The organism is Bacillus sp. TH30, from assembly GCF_016650875.1.
Classification (GTDB): Bacteria; Bacillota; Bacilli; order Bacillales; family Bacillaceae_G; genus Bacillus_A; species Bacillus_A mycoides.
Genome location: NZ_JAEKEY010000002.1, coordinates 230,465 through 254,868, shown reverse-complemented (window position 1 = coordinate 254,868; position 24,404 = coordinate 230,465). Strand labels below are relative to the sequence as shown.

23 protein-coding genes and 2 pseudogenes are annotated in these 24,404 nt (G+C 34.1%); 15 read left to right on the top strand and 10 right to left on the bottom strand.

Annotated elements, in window-relative coordinates:
• Window positions 1-3: 3 nt before the first annotated feature.
• From JFU20_RS03585 to JFU20_RS03570, 4 genes and pseudogenes are all read left to right on the top strand, one after another.
• Window positions 4-1,035 carry an alpha/beta hydrolase gene (locus JFU20_RS03585; RefSeq protein ID WP_201038346.1) on the top strand — a complete coding sequence of 344 codons (1,032 nt, stop codon included), beginning with the start codon at window positions 4-6 and terminating at the stop codon, window positions 1,033-1,035.
• A gap of 266 nt (window positions 1,036-1,301) precedes the next feature.
• A pseudogene (locus JFU20_RS30100) lies at window positions 1,302-1,496 on the top strand (ABC transporter permease); the annotation flags it as partial.
• A 123-nt stretch (window positions 1,497-1,619) separates the two neighbouring features.
• Window positions 1,620-2,486: an ABC transporter permease subunit gene (locus JFU20_RS03575; protein WP_002012799.1), complete on the top strand. Its 867-nt coding sequence runs from the start codon at window positions 1,620-1,622 to the stop codon at window positions 2,484-2,486.
• 1 nt (window position 2,487) lies between these two features.
• Window positions 2,488-3,492, top strand: coding sequence for an ABC transporter permease (locus JFU20_RS03570; protein ID WP_002012801.1), 1,005 nt, complete (start codon window positions 2,488-2,490; stop codon window positions 3,490-3,492).
• Window positions 3,493-3,536: 44 nt separating this feature from the next.
• Here the strand turns inward: JFU20_RS03570 and JFU20_RS03565 are convergent, their stop codons facing one another.
• The gene (locus JFU20_RS03565) at window positions 3,537-5,237 is read right to left on the bottom strand and encodes a pyruvate oxidase (protein ID WP_002012802.1); all 1,701 of its coding nucleotides are present in this window, start codon (window positions 5,235-5,237) and stop codon (window positions 3,537-3,539) included.
• Between the two features lie 82 nt (window positions 5,238-5,319).
• Window positions 5,320-6,057, bottom strand: coding sequence for a ZIP family metal transporter (locus JFU20_RS03560; RefSeq protein WP_002012804.1), 738 nt, complete (start codon window positions 6,055-6,057; stop codon window positions 5,320-5,322).
• Window positions 6,058-6,212: 155 nt separating this feature from the next.
• Between JFU20_RS03560 and JFU20_RS03555 the strand changes: the two are divergent.
• A pseudogene (locus JFU20_RS03555) lies at window positions 6,213-6,971 on the top strand (class I SAM-dependent methyltransferase).
• A gap of 166 nt (window positions 6,972-7,137) precedes the next feature.
• Here JFU20_RS03555 and JFU20_RS03550 read toward each other — a convergent pair.
• A complete protein-coding gene (locus tag JFU20_RS03550; protein WP_002165859.1) occupies window positions 7,138-9,624 on the bottom strand; it encodes a heavy metal translocating P-type ATPase in 2,487 nt (828 codons plus the stop codon).
• 1 nt (window position 9,625) lies between these two features.
• The gene (locus JFU20_RS03545) at window positions 9,626-9,973 is read right to left on the bottom strand and encodes an ArsR/SmtB family transcription factor (RefSeq protein ID WP_002109853.1); all 348 of its coding nucleotides are present in this window, start codon (window positions 9,971-9,973) and stop codon (window positions 9,626-9,628) included.
• Window positions 9,974-10,498: 525 nt separating this feature from the next.
• On the opposite strand from JFU20_RS03545, the gene JFU20_RS03540 reads away from it, so the two are divergent.
• Both JFU20_RS03540 and JFU20_RS03535 read left to right on the top strand, forming a co-directional pair.
• Entirely contained in the window at window positions 10,499-11,812 is a 1,314-nt protein-coding gene (locus tag JFU20_RS03540; protein WP_033715752.1) for a hemolysin family protein, read from the top strand.
• A gap of 384 nt (window positions 11,813-12,196) precedes the next feature.
• Window positions 12,197-13,063, top strand: coding sequence for an MBL fold metallo-hydrolase (locus JFU20_RS03535; RefSeq protein WP_002165857.1), 867 nt, complete (start codon window positions 12,197-12,199; stop codon window positions 13,061-13,063).
• 187 nt (window positions 13,064-13,250) lie between these two features.
• Here JFU20_RS03535 and JFU20_RS03530 read toward each other — a convergent pair whose 3' ends face one another.
• On the bottom strand, window positions 13,251-14,192 hold the full coding sequence (locus tag JFU20_RS03530; protein WP_002165856.1) for a nucleoside hydrolase: 942 nt from the start codon (window positions 14,190-14,192) through the stop codon (window positions 13,251-13,253).
• Between the two features lie 33 nt (window positions 14,193-14,225).
• Complete coding sequence (locus JFU20_RS03525; RefSeq protein ID WP_002012814.1) at window positions 14,226-14,828, bottom strand: DUF2441 domain-containing protein; 603 nt, start codon at window positions 14,826-14,828, stop codon at window positions 14,226-14,228.
• Window positions 14,829-14,939: 111 nt separating this feature from the next.
• Between JFU20_RS03525 and JFU20_RS30530 the strand changes: the two genes are divergently transcribed.
• The 5 genes from JFU20_RS30530 to JFU20_RS03505 all read left to right on the top strand — a co-directional run bounded on the left by JFU20_RS30530 (window position 14,940) and on the right by JFU20_RS03505 (window position 17,504).
• Complete coding sequence (locus tag JFU20_RS30530; RefSeq protein WP_002165854.1) at window positions 14,940-15,176, top strand: hypothetical protein; 237 nt, start codon at window positions 14,940-14,942, stop codon at window positions 15,174-15,176.
• Window positions 15,094-15,543 carry a DUF2798 domain-containing protein gene (locus JFU20_RS03520; protein WP_232304711.1) on the top strand — a complete coding sequence of 150 codons (450 nt, stop codon included), beginning with the start codon at window positions 15,094-15,096 and terminating at the stop codon, window positions 15,541-15,543. The genes JFU20_RS30530 and JFU20_RS03520 overlap by 83 nt, the downstream gene beginning before the upstream one ends.
• A gap of 398 nt (window positions 15,544-15,941) precedes the next feature.
• Window positions 15,942-16,082 carry a hypothetical protein gene (locus JFU20_RS03515; protein WP_002165853.1) on the top strand — a complete coding sequence of 47 codons (141 nt, stop codon included), beginning with the start codon at window positions 15,942-15,944 and terminating at the stop codon, window positions 16,080-16,082.
• Window positions 16,083-16,167: 85 nt separating this feature from the next.
• Window positions 16,168-16,695: a GNAT family N-acetyltransferase gene (locus tag JFU20_RS03510; protein ID WP_002165852.1), complete on the top strand. Its 528-nt coding sequence runs from the start codon at window positions 16,168-16,170 to the stop codon at window positions 16,693-16,695.
• 305 nt (window positions 16,696-17,000) lie between these two features.
• Entirely contained in the window at window positions 17,001-17,504 is a 504-nt protein-coding gene (locus tag JFU20_RS03505) for a GNAT family N-acetyltransferase (RefSeq protein ID WP_002012819.1), read from the top strand.
• Window positions 17,505-17,879: 375 nt separating this feature from the next.
• Here JFU20_RS03505 and JFU20_RS03500 read toward each other — a convergent pair whose 3' ends face one another.
• Together JFU20_RS03500 and JFU20_RS03495 are read right to left on the bottom strand one after the other, a co-directional pair.
• Window positions 17,880-18,701: a class I SAM-dependent methyltransferase gene (locus JFU20_RS03500; protein ID WP_002165850.1), complete on the bottom strand. Its 822-nt coding sequence runs from the start codon at window positions 18,699-18,701 to the stop codon at window positions 17,880-17,882.
• Window positions 18,702-18,741: 40 nt separating this feature from the next.
• Window positions 18,742-19,182, bottom strand: coding sequence for a MarR family winged helix-turn-helix transcriptional regulator (locus JFU20_RS03495; RefSeq protein WP_002165849.1), 441 nt, complete (start codon window positions 19,180-19,182; stop codon window positions 18,742-18,744).
• 673 nt (window positions 19,183-19,855) lie between these two features.
• Between JFU20_RS03495 and JFU20_RS03490 the strand changes: the two genes are divergently transcribed.
• Both JFU20_RS03490 and JFU20_RS03485 read left to right on the top strand, forming a co-directional pair.
• Window positions 19,856-20,263, top strand: a complete 408-nt coding sequence (locus tag JFU20_RS03490; protein WP_002012822.1) for a GNAT family N-acetyltransferase — start codon at window positions 19,856-19,858, stop codon at window positions 20,261-20,263.
• 82 nt (window positions 20,264-20,345) lie between these two features.
• Window positions 20,346-20,999 (top strand): MBL fold metallo-hydrolase, encoded by a 654-nt coding sequence (locus JFU20_RS03485; RefSeq protein WP_002165848.1) that lies wholly within the window; start codon window positions 20,346-20,348, stop codon window positions 20,997-20,999.
• A 126-nt stretch (window positions 21,000-21,125) separates the two neighbouring features.
• On the opposite strand, the gene JFU20_RS03480 is transcribed toward JFU20_RS03485, so the two are convergent.
• Entirely contained in the window at window positions 21,126-21,749 is a 624-nt protein-coding gene (locus JFU20_RS03480) for a TetR/AcrR family transcriptional regulator (RefSeq protein ID WP_002085667.1), read from the bottom strand.
• Between the two features lie 122 nt (window positions 21,750-21,871).
• Here JFU20_RS03480 and JFU20_RS03475 point away from each other — a divergent pair, with 122 nt between their 5' ends.
• Window positions 21,872-24,103, top strand: a complete 2,232-nt coding sequence (locus JFU20_RS03475) for an MMPL family transporter (RefSeq protein WP_002165847.1) — start codon at window positions 21,872-21,874, stop codon at window positions 24,101-24,103.
• Window positions 24,104-24,151: 48 nt separating this feature from the next.
• Here JFU20_RS03475 and JFU20_RS03470 read toward each other — a convergent pair whose 3' ends face one another.
• On the bottom strand, window positions 24,152-24,334 hold the full coding sequence (locus JFU20_RS03470; protein ID WP_002012828.1) for a DUF4021 domain-containing protein: 183 nt from the start codon (window positions 24,332-24,334) through the stop codon (window positions 24,152-24,154).
• Window positions 24,335-24,404 lie beyond the last annotated feature (70 nt).

The following is a 24,404-nucleotide window of genomic DNA, read 5'->3' as shown; positions in this document are numbered from 1 at the left end:
TGTATGAGGAAGATAAAAAAATTAATAAAACTTATTGGAGTCATTACTATACTATTACTAATCATAGCGTTGGTATTTCCTACATGGACCTCACAAATAAAGGTCAAAAACAGTATAAGTACATTAGAACAAGTAGAGATAAATGGAACTGGTCATGAAATTATGATACGAGGCAAAGATAAGAGTAATCCAGTTATTATCTTTGTTCATGGTGGACCAGGTTCTTCGGAAATACCATATGCTCAAAAATACCAAGACTTATTGGAAGAGAAATTCACGGTTGTCAATTACGATCAAAGAGCAAGTGGAAAATCGTATCATTTCTTTGAAGACTATTCTAACCTTTCATCAGATCTACTCGTGGAGGATTTATTAGCTATGACGGATTACGTTTCAAAACGTCTAGGCAAAGAAAAAGTAATTTTAATAGGCCATTCTTATGGTACATATATTGGAATACAGGCTGCCAACAAAGCTCCTGAAAAATATGAAGCATATATTGGCATTGGACAGATGAGCGATACAGTAGAAAGTGAGATGGATAGTTTAAACTACGTTATTGAACAGGCACAAAATGCTGGGAATGCGGATGAGGTTTCACATTTAAAAGGGTTAACTGAACAAATTAAAAATGGCGATACATATACCCCGCGAAATTATGTTGCGAAATATGGTGGAACTTCAAGACTTATTGAAAATCCAGATGGTGATAACATAGGGATGTTATTCAGTAATGAATATAACTTGTTTGACGTAATTCGTTATAACTATGGATTATCCTATTCTCAAACAGTTTTATTAGAAAAAGATTTAAAGAATCCATTACCTACTAAAGTAACTAAGCTGAATCTACCGTTTTATTTTCTTATGGGAAAATACGATTATAATACTTCATTTCTTGCAGCAAGAAAATATTTTGATATAATTGAAGCGGATAAAAAAGAATTTATTACTTTTGAGAAATCAGCTCATTATCCGCAATTTGAAGAGAAGGAAAAGTTTTATAAATGGATGTGTGAAACATTCGTCAAGTAAATCAAATGTATCCGAACTTTAGGAAATTAAAAAAATTGAGAGATTAAGTAGGTATTAGCGAGAATTTTAAAGATTTTAGATAAATATCCACGACAAATTCATGAAGCGAAGAAAAATGTAAAGACTCTTGTATTTATGAACAAGGGTCTTTTTTTAGCCTGTTTTTTATAAAGAAGGAAAAGATTGGATAATGGTCGAAAAATATAACAAGACTTCCGATAAATGACTGAAATAATAATATTTTGTCGAGAGAAAGGATATTGAGTATGAAAGAAATACTACAGCTATTTCGAAAGAAAGTGTATGCACGGTTTTTTCTAGCAAATATTTTAGAGCGACTCGGTTCTATGATTGCTGGAATTTCTGTAATGTTTTACTTGTTAGATCAATACGGTGCAGCGACAGGTATTAATCAAATGGTAAATAGTTTGTATGCTCTATTTGGTTTATTATTATTTGTTACGTGCCTTTATCAAGCTATATGAACTAGTGGGCAAAAGAGAGTGCAGGGTATAGCTGAAGAGATGTAATATGTCCAACTTTTTATTTCTGAATATTCTATTAAGAAGGTAAGGGGAATAGTTATGTTGATGCGAACTGCTAAGTGGTGTGGAATTACTTGTTTACAATTATTTGCTGCAATCTTATGTATAATCTGCCTAGGTGCGCTACCGCGTTTATTTAAGGGATTGCAAATTGATTTAATCGGTTTTTGGAACACGATTGTGCTTCTTGGAGGAAAGTTACTTCAACCAGGTGAAATTACATATGGATTTCGAGACTCAAGAAAGTTATTCCCACAAATCTGGATTCATTATTTAGAGACAATGTTTGTATTTATGTCGTCATTTTTACTGTCTTTACTTATTGCGTATCTTCTCGTTGTCTGGGTATTACAACGGTCTCAATCAAAGCAACGAATGTGGAATGGGATTTTTGTCGCACTTGAAAGCATCCCAGATATTTTAATAATTTTATTATCTCAACTTCTAGTAGTAATAATCTTTCAAAAGACGGGATTTATGCCAGTGAAACTTGCAGGGATTGGGGAGGAAAGGGCTCGCCTGTTGCCAATAATATGTCTAACTTTACCTACAACATTATTATTTATTAAGTTACTACTATTACGTTTCAGAGAAGAATTAGAGAAAGATTATAGTATATTTGCTAAAAGTAAAGGGCTTAGTTTACGACATATTTTAACACATCATATTTCAAGAAATGTCCTGTTAACAACAGTCTATTATGCAAAAACGAATATTTTATTTATGTTATCAAACTTATATATTATTGAATGGCTGTTTAATACGTACGGTATGTTCGTTTTCGTGAAAGAAAATTCAAAATTAGAAATATTTACAGTGAGTTTAGTTTTATTATACGTACCGCTTTTTATACTATTTCGTTTATTACATACGCTTTTACAAAATGTTATAAAGGAGCGTGTGTAACATGTGGCAAGTTGTAAAAAGAGATGTGAGATTTTGGCTAGGTGTTACTTTTTTGAGTGTACTAATGATTGTTAGTATTGGAAATACGCTGTTTTTCGATGGGAATATTCGTGAACTAACTATGATGTATAACGAAAAAGGAGAATTAGAGGCTGCTCCGTTTTCACCGTCGAGTAAATTTTGGTTTGGAACTGATGAGAAAGGCCGTGACCTGTTCCAGTTAATAATAGAAGGAGCGAAATGGACAGTTGGTGCAAGTATCGTTATCGCAGTTTTACGTGTAGTAATTGGAGGAGCTATTGGTTTATTACTTGGTATGTACAGTAAACGCTCATTTTCAGTTATCTCATCTTTTTTTGATCCATTCAGTATCGTGCCAATGGTTATGATTTCCTATTTTATGTTAAAGGAAGTTTTAATGTTCGACAGTGGAGAGGCAGCTGCTCCGTTTCATTTGCGAGTTGCGTTTCAAATTATAGTTCTTGCATGTCTTGCAGTACCAACAGTTATGTTGTATGTAGCGCAAGAAGTCAAGCGAATTAAGAAAGAAGAATTTATGTTGGCTGCTACTGTGCTCGGAGGGAGTAAGTGGCAGCGGTTGAAACGCCATGTATGGCCGCATATGTTACCATCATTTCTTTTATTAGTAGCCCAGCAATTTGTAAGTACTTTATTACTCCTCTTGCATCTTGGTTTGTTGGAATTATTTTTTGGCGGAACAATAATTTTTGGCGCTATAGATGCAGATAGTGTAACAAAGGAATGGACTGGCCTAATTGGTCAAAACTTCCGTCACTTAACTACTCATACATGGATTGTACTTATACCAATCGCTTTCTATAGTATGACAATTTTGTCAGGAAATCTGATTAGTAATAGTATGCAAGATGCGATTAAGCTAGGAAATGTTAGAAGAGCGAATCGGAAGAAGGAAGAAGTGAAAGTAGAGAAACAAATACAGCCTACCATGAATGATTTTTCATTTCATAGTGAGGTGCAAAAATAAAAAAAGATAGCTGAAGACAAATTGTTTTCAGCTATCTTTTTTGTTTAAAGTGGTGGTAAATCTATCTTACCTTCTTCAAATAATTCTTTTATCATATGTTTCGTATAACCAGCTGCTTGACCAAATGTGATTTTTGCTGGCATTGGTGCTTCATTTACATCTACAACTACATCAATAATGCATGGTTTACTTTGTTTTACCGCATTTTCAAAGGCAGGAAGTAAGTCATCTAACTGTTCGACGCGGTATCCAATACCACCGCACGCCTCTGCGTATTTTGCGAAATCAGGATTCGTTAAGTCTGTACCAAATTCGATATTACCCATAACCTCTTGTTCGAATTTAATCATGGCGATTTTATTATTATTTAATACGACGACAACGATTGGCAGTTTATATTTAACAGCTGTTACGAAGTCATTCATTGTCATTCCAAACCCGCCGTCACCACAAACTGCAAACACTTGTTTATCCGGGAAAGCAATTTGTCCAGCAAGTGCACCAGGTAAACCGCAGCCAAGTGTTGCAAGCCAGCTAGAAATGATAAATTTCTGGTTTGTCATACGGAAGTGCCTTGCTGTCCACACTGTTACATTTCCGACATCTACTGAAAGAATTGCATCATCTTCGGCTACTTTCTGCAGTGCATGCATAACTCGCTGTGGTTTAATTGGAGTCGAAGAATCTTCTTCTTGATTGTGTAATTTTTCTTCCCACTTTTTCATCATTTCTTGATGATGCTCTAAGAAGGAATGGTCCTCGTGTTTTTCTACATTTTCAATTAACCATTTTAATGTTTTATCAGCGTCACCAGCTAAGCCGATATCTGTCGTATAACGTTTCCCGATTTGTGCGGGGTCTGTATCAATATGAAGTGTTTTTGCTTTTTCGGGTAAGAAACCAGTGAACGGATAAGAAGTGCCCACCATAATTAAAGTATCGGCATGTTTCATTGCTTCATAAGAAGGTTTCGTCCCAATTAATCCTAATCCACCGATACAAAGAGGGTGTTCATCAGGAACAATCCCTTTAGCTGGTAATGTAAGTACGATTGGTGCACCGATATGTTCTGCAAATGCAAGTAAAGATTCTCTCGCATGTTTTGCTCCTTTTCCGGCTAAAATAACAGGTTTTTTCGCTTCATTAAGTGCGAGTTTTGCTATAGCTAAATCTTCTTCTTGCGGAAATATTTCTGGTAATGTAAAGGAAGAGTTTGTAATACGTGCACCATTTTTTATTTCAAATTTCGGAACATCATCTGGAATTGTAAGAACAGAGACACCTTTTTTCGTATATGCCATTCGAATCGCTTGATTCACTACAGCAGGTAACTGTTCAGCTGACATAATTCGTTGGTTATAAACCGCAACGTCATCAAACATTCTTTCCAAGTTTACTTCTTGGAAAAAATCCGTTCCGAGTAAATCGGTTTCTACTTGTCCTGAAATTGCTAGTACAGGAGCTTGATCGAGTTTTGCATCGTATAAACCATTTAATAAATGAATCGCTCCAGGTCCTGCAATAGCCATACAAACACCAAGTTTTCCTGTTAATTTCGCATATGCTGCCGCTGCTAACGCACCAGCTTCTTCATGGCGAACTTGAATAAATTTAATTTTATCTTGTTTTTTCCTTAAAGCTTCAATTATAGAATTGATGGAATCTCCAGGCATACCATATATGTGTTCTACACCCCAGTCAATTAAAAGATCCACTAATGCTTCACCGGCTGTTTTCCCAAACATAATCGTTCCTCCTTATAATAGGTAGATACTATTATGTTTTGGAGAAAAAGGAAAAATATACAAATGATATTACTTTTTTGTTTTAATGATGTCCAGCGAATAGAGTGAACACTATTATTAGTAAAAAGCCACTAGTAGACCACGATAGAAACTGCAGGAAAGGTAGCTGTTTTTTTGCTTTCCAAAGCATTTCATGAATTGTAACATAGCCAAGTGAACCAATAGCACTTCCCATAATGAGACCTTGTAGATGAAGAGCTTTTCCTTCCATTAAAATACCAAAAACAGTACCGGTACCGAGAATAAGAGAAAGTAATAAAGTTGTTAATAAAAATGAAATATATTTATGTTTTGTAAAGAGAAATGGAATAATTAAAGCTAATCCTTCTGGAATATGGTGAATAACAATCGCAAGTAAGAAAGGAATGGCAGAGTCATTATGATTCATAAATGCTGCACCTAACGCAAACCCACTCGGCATATTATGAATGAATATGGCGAAAGAAAGAAAAAGGAAGGTTTGCCATGCTTGTTGATCTTTCTTATGTATAATTGGATGATGACAATAGTTATCTAATAAGCTCATAACTAATACTCCTATAGCAATTCCAAGTAAAGGACCTATTATTTCATAGCTTGAAAATGTTTCAGGAATAATTTCAAGTGATAATAATCCAAGTAAAATACCACCACATAATGCGTATAAGCGATGCATCTTTTCTTCAATTAGTTGGCGTGTTGCAAATCCAACAGCACCGCCTAATAGTAACCCGCCGAACGAAAAAAACGTAACGATCATTGGAATCCATAATCGTTCCATATTATCACACTCCGATTCTATACCCTTGTTTTTAGCTTACTAATAGGGGAGGCAGATTAGTCCAAGTAATTATGTTTGATTATAGAGAAAAGTCTATCGATTCGTTATAATCTATATATTGAATTTAAATAGGTAATGCGAAATGGGGAATAAGATTGCAAACAAAATGGAGTTGATCTGAATATGAGAATCCGGAACGGTATGATGTAGAAAATAAGAGTTTGTCAGATTTTCCATTTTTACTTTCTTGGGCAAGGAAACTTAATATACAAAATGAATGGATTTTAGATATTGCATGTGGAACAGGGAGAGTCACTATTCCTTTTATCGAAGAAGGATATCATATGATTGGTGTAGATATACATGAAGGTATGCTTGCTGAAGCGAAGAGTAAATCTGCGAGTTTAAAGAATGTGAAATGATTATAGCAAGACTGCTTACAATTGAGCGTCGAAGAAACAATCCCGTTAGCATTTATGGTAGGACATGGATTCCAACATTTTCTTACTAATACACATCAAAATCAATTATTAGCATCGATTCATAATGTAATAACTGATAATGGTATATTCATATTTGATACACGTTTTCCGTCAAAGGAAGAATTAATACAACCATCTACAGAAGAATATTGGACAACTATTACAGATGAAAAGGGAAGGAGATGTGATTTATATACTGAGATGAATTATGATTCAATTCAACAAATACAGCACTACATAACAACAAGAAGGTTTTATGAGGAGGATACGCTAGTAGAGGAACTGAAAACAACAATAGATCTTTGGTATACGTATCCGCAAGAATTAGAAAGATTACTTGTAGCGAATGGGTTTGAATTGTTACAGATATACAATGACTGGATCAATTGGACATGGAGTGATTTTGAAAAACAAGAAGAGGATGACCTTTAAATCAGAAGATGAGGAAAAGATAGAGTGTGTTGGCATAGGTTCATAGTAACTCAGCTGTTCTCGCAGTAACGCTTATTTTTGTAAACGCCCATTAAATGATAACATTTCTACATCCTAATTCAATTTGTATATAAGATAAGGAGCTACTCAGTAGCTCCTTATCTTATTATTTGTTCCGTAATAAACGCATACTGTTAAGGATTACAATAAGTGCAGCGCCTGTATCACTTAGGACAGCCATCCAAAGAGTAAGCCAACCTGGGAAGATAAAGGCAAGGGCGATAAATTTAATAATCAATGAGAACCATATATTTTGTTTTATGATGTGCAATGCTTTCCGACTTAGTTTCATTGTATATGGAAGTTTTTCAAGATTGTCTGCCATTAATACAATATCTGCCGTTTCCATTGCGGTATCAGTTCCTGCACCGCCCATTGCAATCCCTAGGTTTGCGGTAGCGAGGGCAGGGGCATCATTTATGCCGTCCCCAATCATAGCCACTGTTTTCCCTTCAGATTGAAGTTGTTTGACAGAATGAACCTTATTTTCTGGAAGTAAGTTAGCAAAATAGCGATCTACTTTCGCTTTCTGTGCAATGTGTTCAGCTGTTCCTTCATTGTCTCCTGTTAACATAACAGTTTCCCGAATACCTGATTGTTTTAATTCTTGAATTGTTCCATAAGTAGTAGAACGAATGGAATCTGCTACTGAAATCATTCCTAAAATGACTTTGTTTGTTCCAATAAGTATCACGGTTTGACCAATTTTTTGCATCTCTCGAACTGGTTCATTCCACATTTGAAGCGAAACTCCAAAATCTTCATATAATGCTTTATTTCCAGCATAGTATGTTTCGCCATCTATCGTTACTTGCGCACCTTTTCCTACAATGGCGCGGAAGTCTGTTCCACTTTGGATAGAAGTTTGATGCTCTTTCGCATATGCTGTAATTGCTTTTGCAATTGGATGATTAGAGTATTCTTCAATTGTTGCTGCAATTGATAATAACTCATCTTCATTACAATCCACGCTTCGTACATGCATTACTTTTGGTTTTCCTTCGGTTAATGTACCTGTTTTATCAAATGCAATAGCATTTAATGAACCTGCAATTTCTAGAGCTGTACCACCTTTAATGAGTACACCGTTTCTTGCTGCATTTCCAATTGCAGATACAATAGCAACAGGAGTTGAGATAACTAAAGCACAAGGACACGCAACAACAAGAAGTTCTAAACCTTTATAAATCCATTCCATCCATTCGCCCATACCAAGAAGGGGTGGGATAATCATGACACCAATTGCTAATACAAAAACGATAGGTGTATAGATTTTTGCGAAACGATCTACAAATGCTTCTGTCGGTGCTTTATTTTCCTGTGCTTCCTCTACAAGATGAATAATTCGAGATAATGTAGTATCCTCAACAAGTTTAGTTACTGTAATCTCAAGCGAACCTTCTTCATTGATTGTTCCTGCATATACGGAATCGCCAATTTGTTTATCAATTGGGATAGATTCACCAGTTATCGGCGCTTGGTTTACAGTAGAAGTGCCTCCTATAACTGTGCCGTCTAATGGGATTTTTTCACCTGGCTTTACAACAATCGTTGTATTTAATGCAATATCATCAACGGATTTTTTTATAAGTTCAGTTCCAATTTTTATCCAAGCTTCTGATGGTGCTAAATCAATTAATCCACGAATAGATTCTCGTGTACGTTCAATTGATTTATTTTGTAGCGTTGCCCCTAATGCAAATAACCAAACAACTGTTGCGCCTTCTAGCCATTGACCAATTAATGCAGCACCAATAGCGGCCGATATCATGAGAACGTTCATATCGAGTGATTTACTTCTAATTGCATAAAAAGAACTTTTAGCAGGTTTATAACCACTAATACCAATGCTCGCCGCATAGAGAAGTGTAATAAGAAGAGGCGATATGGTTGTAAAACTTCCTCCAAATCCTAAAGCTAAAAATACGCCTGAGAGAATCAAAGTTGTATTTTTTGATTTTGAAACAGGTGTTGCCCCTCTACGAGCTCCAGCTAGAGACGCTTCAAATCCTGCGTTAGACACTTCTTTTATAATGTCATCCACATTCCGGTCATGACGAATATGCATTTTTCCAGTAGCGAAGTTTACTCGAACTTCTTCCACGCCAGAAACGTTGTGTAGATGCTTTTCGATTGTTAAAGCACATGCCCCACAATCCATACCTTCTACAAGATAAGTTTGTACGCCATCTCCTGATATTTTTTGAGTATTAAGAAGAGGTGATGGGTCACTACAGCAAGAAGATTTTGATGTCACTGGTTCTTTGGATAGGTCTAATTCAGATGAACAACAGGTTTCAGTTTTAATAGAATTGTTGTTACTACTACAGCAAGAGATTTCCTTAGTAATAGGGATAATTGGAATCTCTTTTTTTGAAGAACAACACGATGCTGCTTCATCTGTAGTTTCTTCGTTTTCAGTTTTAGTTTCACCATTACAACAAGAAGTGTTTTTAGCAACTGGAACAATAGGAATCTCTTTTCTTGAAGAGCAACACGATGAAGTTTCCGTTGTTAATTCTTCTTTTGTGGGTGCTATGGAAGAATCTTGACAGCAATTCGCTTGTTTTCCGCTCATCTTTTTATCTGTCATGTCAGTTCTCTCCTTTTTGAGATAAACAACCATCGTTTTTGTCACATGATGCTACTTCATTTTGTACCTCATGAAAGACAACATCGAACATTGTAAGTAACTGTTCAATTTGTGTACTGCGTAAGGAATAGTAGACATATTTTCCTTCTTGTCTACCTAGGATAATGCCGCAGCCCTTTAAACAGTTTAGGTGTTGTGAGATATTTGACTGATTTCCTTTAGTGATTTCTACAATTTCGGATACCGTTTTTTCACCATCCAACATACATTGAAGAATCTGAAGTCTTGTTTTATCAGCAAAGCCTCGAATAAATTTGGCTTTTATATCTAAGTCATTTGAGTTGCACAATCGTATTCACTCCAATCGTATTAGTCATTACTAATATGTTTATTCTTCATTCATATTAGCATTGGCTAATATGTGTGTCAAAGTGTTTTCGAAAAGTCTGATAAAAATTACTGCGCTTTACTTTTTACTGTGAGAAGGAATGTAAATAATGAACAAAAAATAATATAGTTAGTGGAAGCGGAGGGTATGGTATAGTGTTTGGTGCACACATTAAGAAATCTAAGGAAACAGGGGAGAGAAGTTCTTTGTTTAATTTTCAGGGTATTTCAAATGTTAACGTTGACTGGGATTTATTTCTCATGCTAACATATAGATAATTTAATCAAGGCGGTGGAAATGTATTGGACTCAGATGTTGACTCGGATAGGTGGCTAAATGACCTCGATTTTCTCAGAGTACCCCTCATCATTTTGAGAATGTAGATTGTATACAATCTCATGTTAATGTGTATGAAATTATAGGTATGGAAAGAGAAAATATATCAGGAGGTGAATCCTTTAGTTTCAAGAAAGCTAAGGGAATTAGTTGGACATATTTAATTTAATAATGGTAGCGGTTTTAATCGCATGTACTGCATTTTTCGTGGCAATTGAGTTTGCTATTGTAAAAGTAAGAGGATCAAAGATTGATCAATTTGTATTAGAAGGAAAGAAGGGTGCGCTAGCAGCTAAGAAAGTGACATCAAACTTGGATGAGTATTTGTCAGCTTGTCAATTAGGGATTACAGTTACAGCAATGGGACTCGGGGCACTAGGTGAACCAACGATTGAGAGACTTTTACATCCTTTATTTGATAAGTGGAACATCAATCCTTCCATTGCAGGTGTATTATCTTTAGGAATTGCTTTTACTATTATGACGTACTTACATGTTGTAGTTGGTGAATTAGCACCAAAAACATTCGCGATTCAAAAGGCTGAGAAGGTTACTTTATTATTTTCGGCTCCGCTTATCTGGTTCTACAAAATCATGTATCCGTTTATTCGCTTGTTAAATGGCTCTGCAAGGATGATAACAGGAATGTACGGCTTAAAACCTGCATCAGAGCATGATGTAGCACATACAGAAGAAGAATTACGATTGATTCTTTCTGAAAGTTATGAACGTGGAGAAATTAATCAAGCTGAATACAAATATGTAAATAATATTTTTGAATTTGATAATCGTATTGCGAAAGAAATCATGGTCCCTCGTACAGAAATTATAGGGCTACATGTAGATAATTCTTTAGCAGACCATATGAAAATAATCCGTGATGAAAAGTATACACGTTACCCAGTATTTGGGGAAGATAAAGATGAAATCATTGGCATGGTGAATGTGAAAGACTTCTTTATTCGTTATATGAATAAGGAAACAAAAGAATTCAGTTCTATTCAATCGTATACGCGTCCAGTAATTGAAGTAATTGAGACCATACCAATACATAATCTTTTACTACAAATGCAAAAGAAACGTATTCCGTTGGCTGTCTTATATGATGAATACGGCGGTACTGCTGGTATTGTAACCATTGAGGATATACTGGAAGAGATTGTAGGAGAAATACGTGATGAATACGATGAAGATGAGCGTCCGCCCATTCAGCAAATGAATGAAGGACATGTTGTCGTAGAAGGTAAGGTATTAATTAGCGAATTAAATGATTTACTAGGATTACATATGAATGATAGTGATGTTGACACGATTGGTGGTTGGATTCTGATGCAGAATTATGATATCCAGGAAGGGCAAACAGTGAATAGCGAAGGATATGCATTTAAAATTCTTTCTAAAGACCCTCACCAAATCAAACGTGTTGAAATACAAAAAGAAATGTTGGAAGCAGCAACTGTATAGTTGCTGCTTTTTATTCAGCTGATAACATGGTAGCCATCCTCATTAAATTCATTGATTGATCAACTCTTTACCTGTTAACACATTACCGAAATAGGGAATGATTGTTTCCTTTGCATTCCAGGTTCAACACCCCTTCGATATTGTAAAATGTATCTCATTTATACAAATTGTAATATAATTTAAATGTAAATTCGTAGCGTAAAATAGATTAAAAGTAACAAATGTTGAGAAAGGATTCCCTTGTTAAAATTAGTATTTGTATTTCACTAGATAATAAAAAATGTAGAATGATTTCATTTCTGACATTGTTATTTACTAGTAATCAAAATAAAGGAAATTCTCGGCTGGAAATTTTTACACAGTCATAAAATGGAGGCAATAGTTATGCAGCAAATTAAAAAAATAGGAAACGCATTTTGGTATATGACACCTGTTTCCGAGACTGATAGACCTATCTTAGGAATGGTAGTTGGAAAAGAAAAGACTTTGATGATAGATGCAGGTAATTCAGAAGCACATACACAATTGTTTTTAGAAATGCTAAAAGAGCAAAATATCTCAAATCCTGATTTTGTAGCATTAACGCATTGGCACTGGGATCATATTTTTGGATTGCCTGTATTACAAAATGCATTGTCTATCGCACATTTTGAAACAAAAAAAGAGATGAACACACTTGTTTCTTATGAGTGGTCGGATGAGGCATTGGACGCACGAGTGAAAGAGGGTACAGAAATTGAATTTTGTGCGGACTGTATAAAAAAAGAGTTCAGTGAAAAACCAAGAAATATTCAAATTCTTCCGCCGTCCTTAACCTTTCAGAAACAACTTGAATTAGACCTTGGTGATGTGACATGTGTGTTAGAGCATGTGGGCGGAGACCATTCACATGACTCTGTTGTCATTTATATTAAAGAAGAAAAGATTTTATTTTTAGGAGATTGTATTTATGCAGATATTTTTTCTTCTAAGTGGAACTATACGACGAAACGAACGTTTAAACTGATACAAGAGTTAGAGAAATTTGATGCCGAGACCTATATTCTTTCACATGGGGAAGCTATAGATCGAAATGAATTTTTGCGAGAGATTCGTTTATTAAAAACAGTAGGAACTTATACGGAAACTCATAAAGGCGATGAAGAGAAGATAAAGGCAGCATATAAACAAGAACTAGATAGAGAATTAAATGAAGATGAGCTAGAAACAATAACGTACTTTGTAAATGGTTATGAAATGGTTAAGCTGTAAAATACAACTCTAATCAAATTAACGCTTATTTTGATCAAATATAATATAATTGCACAAAAAGAGTATTGAAAGTTAATTCAATACTCCTTTTAATAAGTAAATATTAAGTCGCAACCAATTTGAATTTTTTTGCAGGCTCATCATCTGAAGTTATACGACTTTATTTATTTTTCGTATAGATAGAATTTCAAGTAGAAGCTTTCTTTGCTAATTCAGTTATATAGTTGAAAAATACATCACGTTTTACATCATAAACGACATTTACAGGTCGCCCATCATCAGTTGCCACTGTACGTCCTTGACTAGGTCCGTATGTATGAACAATACTTTTAATCGCTTGTACCTTTGCAAGATCAGCTTTCCCAGCAAAGGCAGCGGTTAATACATCCCACAAATAGTAAGTAGAGTTCGTTGAGAAGTGAACGAGAGGGGGAACCATTGCATAGCATTGACCAAGGAAATCAACACCAATATACTTACGCTCTTTTGCCCACTGTTCACGTATGTCTATAGTTAGCGGAACCTGGTTTGTACTTTCTAGAGTTACTAAATCAATGATTATATTAGCATTCCAAACACGAGCTACTGCTTCGGGATCCCAAAATGAATTCCACTCGGCTGTTCCGTCATGTTCTGGCTCATGTACATTGCCTGCAGTACGAAATGTACCGCCCATCCAAACGAGACGTTCAATTTTATCTTCGATTATTGGAGATTCATATAGTGCACGAGCAAGGTCAGTCAGGGGCCCTGTAAATAATAAAGTTGTTTTTCCATCAGTTTGTAGAAGAGTCTCTATTATATGATGATGTGCAGGTTTTTTTGATGCAGGTGTAACAACTTTCCCAAACTCATTTAAAATTGGTAAAGCATCTACATAAAATGCATGCATCCGCCATTCTTTTGGAAATGGGTTTTTTCCACGAGAGTTGGACGCTGCTACCTCAATATTATTTTTGCCGAAGCGATCTATAATTTTACGACTGGCAGACATTGCTGGCTCTAAATAACAATCTGCAGGAATAACTGAAACACCTGTAAGTTCTACATTTTCCATCTGGAGTAGTAAAAATAGTGATATTAAATCATCTACACCACCATCATGATTGAAGTACACTTTTTTCATCATTTTAATCTCCATTCTTTAATATTTAACCAGGAATTAAATTTTAATTGATGAAAAATCATCAATAATTTCCACCACTTCAATTCTCCCATTAATCAGTAACTCAGGAAGTTCATTTCTAACGTTTCCTTTCCAATACTCTCTAGCTTGTTCCATTTTTTGAGCGAAAGGAATACCATCTTCTTTCGGTAAAAGATTTCCGTCACCTTCAAAAGAACTACCGATCACTCGTAGTTTAACAATCTGTAAAACATCTCGATTATAAGAATCAAATAAAGCTTTCCATTTCAAAGCATCTTCATAGCTTTTGGCAGCATATAAGCAAGACAACCTTGACGGGTATTCAGGAAATTCTTGCAGCCTAACCATTTCCACAATCGTTTCTCTAACTGCTCTAATTGTTTGATCTATATAATTCAGAACTACTTTAGCATTTTCATTATTTATATGTAATTCTTCATTGATATAATGCCTTTTTAAAATTTGAATGGAGTCTTCATCATTAGAATTTAATTGTTCTCTTTCAAAAAAGAAGTGATAGAGGGTATTAGTTTGATTTTTGTCAAAGTGAATGATTTGTCCAATACTCATTATTTTCCTTGTAACGATGTGATATGCGTAAAGTTCTGCTTTATTCATGGTTATCCTCCTAGTAGTAATTATCATATAATTCAATATTAAATTTAATAATTCAACATCAAAATATATAAAACCTTTGTAAGTAAAAAGTTATAGAGTGGGAGGATTGGAGTGAAGAGTGGAAGAAATGCACGTAAACGCTTTAAAAATGTTCACAAAATGTTCACTTACGAAGGAGTTTCCAATATCGATATAATGACAAAGACTCAAAGAGAAGGGATGATGAAAATTGCCAACAACAAGAAAGGAAAACCTCCAATTTGGTATGATGATGTGCCTTGGGATGGTTATAGTTATGACGTTTTACAATTTATTAATGAATGGAGCAGGAGGGCCAATTCATATTAAGGAGATCGCATTAGAACTAATAATTGGATTTATTATTGCGCTATTAATTGAAATATGTATCGTTGGACCGTGTACGAAAAAGATTGTATTTGCATTACCATTTGATAAATCAAAAAAAGTAAACATGATTATTGCGATGGCAACAACAATGGTAATCGGAATGGTATTCTTTATGTCATTTTACGGAATGGCTATGATGTATTTACATAATGGGTTACATGGTGACTCATTCATTTCAATTTATTTCTCGGTCTTTATTAAAAATTTTATTATGGCGTACCCACTCCAATTAATAATAATGGGACCTCTTGTACGTTTCTTATTTGGAAAGTTTGTTTTGAAGAATAAAGCTGTTAATGTACTGTAGTTAAATTTGTTTTATTTGATTATAAAAATTAAACAATAATATGGATTAAATGTATCGAAAGAATTTGAAATGCATGTTAACAAATGTATTATTGAAGTTATGTGAAAGTGATTTAGTTAGGATAATAAACCTCTTAGTGTATGTTGTTAAAAAGCTGTACCTTTTTTGTATAAGGGTGCAGCTTTTGTTGTAATATTTGTTTGGAATTTATATGGGGAAATGTAGCGATTATTCACCTGTAAAAAAATTAATATCAATTTAAAGGAGAGAGTTAAGTATGTAAAGAAAAAATATAAGTGAATGTGATCTCGATTTGTGGTGGGATAAAATACATTTAGTAGTTAGTTAAAAATGAAAGTCTAATAGTAAGGGCATTATACATAAGGGAGAGACGCAAAGTGATTAATTATATGTTAAAAGATGGTGAACGATATTTAGATATATCTGATCTTGTTATATATGAAAATAGTGCACATTTTCCAGATATCGAAGAAACAGATAATGTATGTGAAACGATTATAGGGTTTTTAGAAATATAGTATAAAAACACGGATAGGATTAATTGTTTGAATATTGAATTATATAATGAATGAATTGTTTATTTATAATTGGGGAGGATGCAATATGATTGAATATAGAAAAGCAAGAGTGGAAGATATACAGGGGATTATTAAAGTGTGTTCAGACGGTTATAGAAATACATATCCAGGTTTGTTGCCCCAGCAATACATAGAAAGTACGATCAAGGAGTTTTACAATGAAGAAAGAGTGAGAAGTGAAATATTAAATATTAGCCAAGAGTGGAATGGTTGGTTTGTTGCAAGTGATCATGGAGAAATACTCGGTGCTGGTGGAGGTGGTTTCACTGGCAAAGAGACAGCAGAGTTATTTGTAATATATTTAAATCCAAATAGAAAAAGAGAAGGCATTGGTACAGAATTACTTTCTATAATTGCAAATGATCAAATTGAACGAGGTGCAAAAGAACAATGGGTTTCAGTTGCAAAAGATAATGATATGGGAATTCCATTTTATGAAGCAGTTGGATTTAAATACCAAGATGAAAGACCAGCTTATGGGCTACCTGTAGGCGAAGGTTTCACATCTATTCGATACAAACGTGAGTTAGCAATTAGCTTAGTTGAAAGATAAATAAAAAAGACCTCGTCCGAATTATATTTAGGCTATAGTTGTTGAAGTCAATAAAAGTAAAGGCAAGGACCTATTTGATATGTATAATATGTTTTTGCCTTTATATTATAGTTAGTTTTGAAAGAAGTTTGATAAAAAGGTCTATTTTGTAGGGTAATTACCTATGCATAAAATAACACTAATTTTTTGTACACTGTTGCTATAAATTCTCGCGAGAGTTGGAAAATAGCCGGGTTTCCAACCTGATGTGGTGATGAGATGCGAAGCTATTATGAGTGCAGTGACATAACTAGGAGGTTTCCACTATGACAGCTTTATTTAAAGCTATGGAGTTCCAGCTGAAAACTGAACGACTTGATCTGAGTATGTGGGAGGAATCCGATTCAGTCTGGATGAGAAAATTAATTGGCGAACGTGGTGTGGATATGCCAACCCTTGACGCCGTTCGTAGCATGCTTATAGAGATGCGTAAGAGAGCAGGCGAAAATGGCATTTCCCTTCTCACTATTCGCCGACGAGACGAAGGTGATTTCATCGGATACTGTGGCTTGATTATCGGTCGTTCCACACTGGAAGAGCCGGAGATCGCATACGAGTTGTTCCGCAGTGCTCATGGCAAAGGCTATGCGACTGAGGCAGCGTCTGTTGTGCTGGACGCTGCGATTGCTACGGGGCGCCACAGACTTTGGTCGACTGTAGGCGCTTGGAATGTTGCGTCCTTCCGGGTGTTAGAAAAGATAGGATTTAAGAGGCATCACAGTACGTGGGACGAGCGCGGTGAGATTGTTTGGAACGTACGCGACCTTTAGAAATCCCGGACCTAACTCGAAACTATTGAAAAGGAGAAGAGGTCATTAGTTTGGGCAAGAATCCAGATAAAGATAAAATAACTGATTTATAATTCAAATAGTGACAAACTATAACTGAAGCATGTCCTCGAAAGCGGAGTGTTGCCTTCGCACCGAGGCTATGCCCTCCCAAAAAACCAATCGAACGTTTCAAGTTATATATCTTTATTATACTGATTAAACTAAATATTTATTGTTTACTTATTTCATTCATTATGTAAATAAAAAAGGATAGTTAGCCCTCATAATGGACTAACTATCCTATAGATTATTATATGAATTTAATAAAATCGAGGTCTTCTTTTATATATGATTAATATATAAGCTATAGATTTATCATTTTTCAAACCGTATATGAACGAACTTCAACATCTTTATTAAATTTACAATCCGCATCATAATTCGTGTACTTCCATCCCAATCTTTATTTGTAGGTATATGTTTAAAGAAAGGGGAGCAGCTTAATATTTTTATGTTAGAAGACCACTTTTCTATTGTCTTTGGATTATTTACGTAAAAATACATCATAGCGCCGTTATTACCAGATTTTTTTACAGTAGCATTCGAAAGTGTCAGTGCGAACTTTGATTCGGCATCAAAATATAACTCTCCTCCAGGAAAACGTTTTGCCATAGCGACAAATATCTCCTTCAGTTCTTCTTCTTTAAAGTAATAAAACACACCTGCTGATATAAAAAGAATACCGTCTTTTGGATCATATTTTATATCGTTGAACCAAGAAGTGTCAAAAAATGATTTGGCAATGCTTATATTTCGTGGTGTATCTTCAATTAATGTTTTGCGGAAAGCGATCGCATCAGGCAAATCAAGGTTATACCACTGTATAGTACCGTTATCAATTCTTGAAAAAGTAGTGTCTAGTCCAGAACCGATATTTACTATAGTAGCATTCGGATGTTTTCTAATAAATTGTTTAATAGTATCGTCTATTTTTCTTGCACGGGTAATGTAAGTGATACATCCATATTCGCCAAATGTATCTGCTATTTTAGAGAAATCAAAGTCGCATTCTTTAATAATCCGAATAGCTTCCGTATCATCTAAAATATCCTTGTTTTGCTCACTACCATATGCTCGTCCCCATAGTGGGATAAGCATAGTACCTTGAACTGATTGTAAATCTATTTCTTTAACCATGAAACATCCTCCGTTTAATAATAAAAAAATTTTTATATGATTAGTCGTTATTTAGCATTTTTGATAACATTTTATTTGTTTTATACAGTCCGTAAGTTAAATCACGTTGATCTTCTTCACTGAGTTTTTCAAGATTACTAGTGAAATTATTATAAATTTGTTTCCATCTTTCATAATGTACTTTTTCAGCTTTATCTGTTAGGGAAATTAAAACAGCTCGTTTATCTACTGTATCTTGCTTTTTTACAATGTATCCGTTTTGCTCTAAATTACGAACGGTTAAACTTAATTGTTGTTTAGGTATGTTTAAATAACTAGCAATCATTTTTAAATTTACAGCGACTTTTTGCTGGGCAATATACTCAATTATGTGTTGCTCTAAATGTGTAAATTCAGTAGATTTCTCTGATAATAATTTGAAAGTACCTGACATATTTAATAATAAATTCATGTATTCGTTTGTTAATTCTTTATTAGTCATTATTTTTCGTGTCCTTTATCAATTTAGTAATTATTTTATTGCTATTTTCACTTAAAATCAAATAATTACATTGATATTAGTAATTATTTATTTACTAATACGATGTTATTTAAGTCGTGAGAAATACAGTAGAGGAAAAGTTAAAGTATTTTTATGAGAGGAGAATGGAAAAATTATAAAATATTACTTTATACATAAAAAACTAATGAAGCCAATGTCTTTTTCAGTCATTATACTATTAATAATTTTATGGTAAAATCTTTTACATAATGAAATAAAGGGGTAGTATTCTATGGGTTATTTCTCAAATAGTTTATTAGTTTTGTTTGTTCTTATCGTATGTAGCTGTATGATTTTCGGCTGATAATATAATGATAGATTGATATAAAAGAAGGTATTTCACAAAGATGAGATACCTTCTTTTTCTTATAATTGTAATTTAGATTCAGTATTTGGTGATGGTTGAAATGTATATATTTTATACTCACCATTAGTTGATATACTAAACAAATATTAAATAGAGAAATATATATGGTACCAATCTTATTAAGTTCCTTATGTTTTTAAAGAGAAGGAGTTTCCTTTTTTCTTATTGAAGTATTGTTCGAGTCAGTTTGACGATGGTCAAAATTTTTTTGGAATAAAAACAAAAAGGATGATAGGGAGTATTTACATGAAAACTATTTTAAAGTACACAATTGAACCCCCTAAAGATTTCAATGAATTATTAACTATGTATGAATCTTTAGGATGGAATTCTCTTAACTTATCGGTTAATGAGTTAGAGCAAATGTGTAAACAAAGTTGGTATGTGATATATGCTTTTAAAGAGCAACAATTAATTGGGATGGGACGAGTAATATCAGATGGTGTAATAACGGGCATTATTTGCGGTGTATGTGTAATGCCAGAGTATCAGTCCATGGGCGTTGGAAAGGAAATAGTGGAACGATTAATCCGGCACTGTGAACAAAAACGAGTTATTCCACAACTTATGTGTGTTGAAGATTTAAAATCTTACTATGAATCAATTGGATTTGAGGAATTTTCGATTGGTATGACGAAACATATTAAACGATAGCGGGGCTTTGTAATTTAGAATTACTTGTTTATCAGGCCAATTTTTAGATTTCAAAAATTTCGTTATAAAGGAGAATAATGTTATGGAGATTGCTAAAGGGGTAGAGATGTTACATCTTGAATTTCAAGAGTATATTATTCACCCAATTCTTTTATGGGATGATGAAATGGCAGTTTTAATAGATACTGGATTTCCTGGACAAATTGAAGATATACGAATAGAGATGGGGAAGGTTGGAGTATCGTTTGATAAACTAAAAGCCGTGATTTTGACGCATCAAGATATAGATCATATAGGTAGTCTTCCTGAACTATTACAAAACTGTGGAAGTAATATAAAAGTCTATGCTCACGATCTAGATAAGCCGTATATCGAGGGGGAGTTACCTTTGTTGAAGGATGCACAAGTACAGAATCCTCCGAAAGGAAAAGTGGATGATACTTTGGTTGACGGCCAAGAACTTCCATATTGCGGTGGTATTCTTATTATTCATACCCCAGGGCACACTCCTGGTCATATTAGTTTATATTTGAGAAAAAGTAAAACTCTTATCGCTGGGGATTCAATGTATAGCGTAAACGGAATTTTAGGGGGAATTCATGCCCCAACTACTTTGGATATAAAAGAAGCGCAAAATTCTTTGAAGAAGTATTTAAATCTAGAAATTGATTCTGTAGTTTGTTACCATGGTGGATTAAGTAAGGGGAATATAAATGCACAAATTCAAGAGCTATAGATAAGAATTTTTTGTTAATCAGTGCTAAAGTATAATTTAATTGCTAGTATATAAATAAAACCCTTAAATTAATAAAGAGCATGTTTGAAGGAATTTCAAATGTGCTCTTTATTAAATATAATCAATTTAATTTTGATGACTTAATCCATTCCAATAAAACGAAACGATTTCTTTTGCTAATTCATCTATATTTGCAAGAGTAGGATTGTGATTCTCATCTTTAAAATTCCCGATTGATAATAAAGCGACGAAAGCATGGGCAGCAAATTTAGGATTTCCTTTAGGAATTTCTCCAAGGAGAATTGCGTTATCTAGCGCTTTTTCCAACACTTCATACATGTTATCCTCGGCATTTTTTAATTCTTTTAATTGCTCTTCAGATAAAGAAAGTTTTGCATCTTTCATAAAATTATTCATATCAATATCCATCGTTGCGTGTAAGTATACTGTAGCAAAGTTCAATAATCTTTCTTCCAAAGTTTTATTCGTAGAGAGTATTTGATCCATATTTTCTCTTATGCGCACCATCATTTGAATCATAGTAGCGGTAAATAGATCAGCTTTTGTTGAGTAGTAATAGTAGACAGTTGCTTTTGTAACTCCACATTCTTTCGCGACCTCATCCATTGAAACAACTTGATAATTTTGAGTGAGAAATAACCTAGTTGCAACTTCTAAAATGATTTCTTTTGTAGACTTTGTATTTTTATTTTGACGAGGCCTTCCGAGAGGACGTTGTTTTTGATCCAAATACATTCGCTCCTGACATTTATTATTGAGATAATTATAACATAATTTTTTAATCATTCTTGATTAATTAACCGACCAGTATATATAATTAATATTGGAGGAAAAAAGGAAGGTGGGGTTTTATGAAAAAGCACCCGTTACATATGTTAGGGAGGCTTGTAGCAGGGAAGAATACGCAATGGATAACTTTATCGGTATGGATTCTTATTACATTAGTACTTTCATTTACGTTACCACAAGTAAACAGTACGAAAGAATCGAATCCGAAAAATTTACCTGAAACAGCTATGTCACAGCAAGCTGAAGCACTTATGAAAAAAGAATTTCCTAATAATGCAGGAAACCCGTTGTTAGTTGTATGGCATCGGGATGGTGGATTAGAGTCAAAAGACTACAAATTAATACAGGACGTTTATAAAGAGTTAAAAACGGACCCTTTAAAAGAACAATCATTGTTACCACCATTTGATACAATTCCAGAGCAAGTATTATCAAAAAGTGGATCAAAAGATGGTACATCATTTGTCACACCAATATTTTTTAATAAATCTGCTGGAACGGATATATTAAAAGGTAATTTAGAAGAGTTACGAAAAATAGTGAATAGTAAAGTGGATGAAGATCCGTTCAAACAAAAAATTACCGACTCTGGTTTACATGTTCGATTATCTGGACCTGTAGGTATTCAAACGGATGCGGTAAGTTTATTTAGTCAAGCTGATGTGAAATTATTAGTTGCTACTGTACTACTAGTATTGGTTTTATTAATTTTACTGTACCGTTCACCAATTTTAGCAATTTTACCTTTACTCGTTGTTGGTTTTGCATACGGAATTATCAGTCCGACACTGGGCTTTTTAGCAGACAATGGATGGATTAAAGTAGATGCACAGGCTATATCGATTATGACTGTCTTACTGTTTGGAGCAGGAACGGACTATTGTTTATTTCTTATTTCAAGATATAAAGAGTACTTGCTAGAAGAAGAAAGTAAGTATAAAGCATTGCAACTTGCGATAAAAGCATCAGGTGGAGCAATTATAATGAGTGCACTTACTGTAGTATTAGGGTTAGGAACGTTATTACTTGCTCATTATGGAGCTTTTCATCGATTCGCAGTTCCATTTAGTGTGGCTGTTTTCATTATGGGAATCGCTGCTTTAACGATTCTTCCAGCATTATTATTAATTTTCGGTAGAGTTGCATTTTTCCCGTTCATACCGAGAACAGCTGAAATGAATGAAGAGTTTGCAAGAAAGAAAAAGAAAGTAGTAAAAGTAAAAAATACTAAAGGGTTCTTTAGTAAAAAACTTGGGGATATTGTTGTACGTAAACCGTGGACAATTATTATGCTAACCGTATTTTTATTAGGAGGCTTTGCTTCATTTGTACCGCGTATTCAATACACGTACGACTTATTAGAATCATTCCCGAAAGATATGCCATCACGCGAAGGATTTACATTAATTACGGATCATTTTTCAGCTGGAGAATTAGCGCCAGTAAAGATTGTAGTTGATTCAAAGGGAAAAGATTTACCTATTAAACAAGAAATAGAGAAATTATCTTTTGTTAATAAAGTGAAAGAGCCAATGAAGGGAAAAGAAAATAATCAATTGCAAATGTATGAAGTTTCTTTAGTGGAAAACCCATACTCAATTGAAGCATTAGATCAAATCCCTAAATTGAAAAATAGTGTAGAAAAGGTATTAAAAGATGAAGGAATTAGTCAAGCTGAGAATCATTTATGGATTGGCGGAGAAACAGCTTCCTTATATGATACAAAGCAAATTACTGAACGGGATGAAGCGGTTATTATTCCGGTTATGATTAGTATCATCGCTTTACTTTTACTCGTGTATTTACGTTCAATCGTTGCGATGATTTACTTAATTGTAACTGTCGTTTTATCTTTCTTCTCTGCATTAGGAGCAGGCTGGATTTTACTGCATTTCGGTATGGGAGCTCCCGCGATACAAGGTGCGATACCGTTATATGCATTCGTATTTTTAGTTGCCTTAGGGGAAGATTATAATATCTTTATGGTTTCAGAAATATGGAAGAATAAAAAGAAACAAAATCATTTAGAATCAGTTAAAAATGGTGTTATACAAACAGGTAGTGTAATTACATCCGCAGGTTTAATTTTAGCAGGAACATTTGCAGTATTAGGTACATTGCCAATTCAAGTTTTAGTTCAATTCGGTATTGTGACAGCAATCGGTGTATTGCTAGATACATTTATTGTAAGACCACTGCTTGTACCTGCGATTACAGTCGTTTTAGGACGCTTTGCTTTTTGGCCAGGGAAACTTTCTAAAAAGAGAGAAGAAGTAAAAAAATTGGATATATAATAGAGAAGAGCCAAGGATATTTTCCTTGGCTCTTTTCTATGTAGTTCATTAATTTTTTGAAGTCAAATCATCAGTTACAACGTGATCAGCATCTTCAATGGTTGTTTCTGGCATTCCATATAAGCCGTTCATTGCTTGTTCTTCGATATTAAGATTTGCAGTATTATTATTTTGAATAGATGTAGTGTTTTCGATAACATTTTCTTTTTTATTTACATTTTTGTCATTCATGTTTGAATCCTCCAAACGTCATTTGATTTATTAATAGTATGTGGATGGATTTCCAGAAATATGTGAACGA

What these genes read in the sequence shown, in the direction of transcription:
- JFU20_RS03585 (WP_201038346.1), top strand. Translation starts at nt 4, where the DNA reads ATGAGGAAGATAAAAAAATTAATAAAACTTATTGGAGTCATTACTATA.
- JFU20_RS03575 (WP_002012799.1), top strand. Translation starts at nt 1,620, where the DNA reads ATGTTGATGCGAACTGCTAAGTGGTGTGGAATTACTTGTTTACAATTA.
- JFU20_RS03570 (WP_002012801.1), top strand. Translation starts at nt 2,488, where the DNA reads ATGTGGCAAGTTGTAAAAAGAGATGTGAGATTTTGGCTAGGTGTTACT.
- JFU20_RS03565 (WP_002012802.1), bottom strand. Translation starts at nt 5,237, where the DNA reads ATGTTTGGGAAAACAGCCGGTGAAGCATTAGTGGATCTTTTAATTGAC.
- JFU20_RS03560 (WP_002012804.1), bottom strand. Translation starts at nt 6,057, where the DNA reads ATGGAACGATTATGGATTCCAATGATCGTTACGTTTTTTTCGTTCGGC.
- JFU20_RS03550 (WP_002165859.1), bottom strand. Translation starts at nt 9,624, where the DNA reads ATGACAGATAAAAAGATGAGCGGAAAACAAGCGAATTGCTGTCAAGAT.
- JFU20_RS03535 (WP_002165857.1), top strand. Translation starts at nt 12,197, where the DNA reads ATGCAGCAAATTAAAAAAATAGGAAACGCATTTTGGTATATGACACCT.
- JFU20_RS03530 (WP_002165856.1), bottom strand. Translation starts at nt 14,192, where the DNA reads ATGATGAAAAAAGTGTACTTCAATCATGATGGTGGTGTAGATGATTTA.
- JFU20_RS03525 (WP_002012814.1), bottom strand. Translation starts at nt 14,828, where the DNA reads ATGAATAAAGCAGAACTTTACGCATATCACATCGTTACAAGGAAAATA.
- JFU20_RS03520 (WP_232304711.1), top strand. Translation starts at nt 15,094, where the DNA reads ATGATGATGTGCCTTGGGATGGTTATAGTTATGACGTTTTACAATTTA.
- JFU20_RS03510 (WP_002165852.1), top strand. Translation starts at nt 16,168, where the DNA reads ATGATTGAATATAGAAAAGCAAGAGTGGAAGATATACAGGGGATTATT.
- JFU20_RS03505 (WP_002012819.1), top strand. Translation starts at nt 17,001, where the DNA reads ATGACAGCTTTATTTAAAGCTATGGAGTTCCAGCTGAAAACTGAACGA.
- JFU20_RS03500 (WP_002165850.1), bottom strand. Translation starts at nt 18,701, where the DNA reads ATGGTTAAAGAAATAGATTTACAATCAGTTCAAGGTACTATGCTTATC.
- JFU20_RS03495 (WP_002165849.1), bottom strand. Translation starts at nt 19,182, where the DNA reads ATGACTAATAAAGAATTAACAAACGAATACATGAATTTATTATTAAAT.
- JFU20_RS03490 (WP_002012822.1), top strand. Translation starts at nt 19,856, where the DNA reads ATGAAAACTATTTTAAAGTACACAATTGAACCCCCTAAAGATTTCAAT.
- JFU20_RS03485 (WP_002165848.1), top strand. Translation starts at nt 20,346, where the DNA reads ATGGAGATTGCTAAAGGGGTAGAGATGTTACATCTTGAATTTCAAGAG.
- JFU20_RS03475 (WP_002165847.1), top strand. Translation starts at nt 21,872, where the DNA reads ATGAAAAAGCACCCGTTACATATGTTAGGGAGGCTTGTAGCAGGGAAG.
- JFU20_RS03470 (WP_002012828.1), bottom strand. Translation starts at nt 24,334, where the DNA reads ATGAATGACAAAAATGTAAATAAAAAAGAAAATGTTATCGAAAACACT.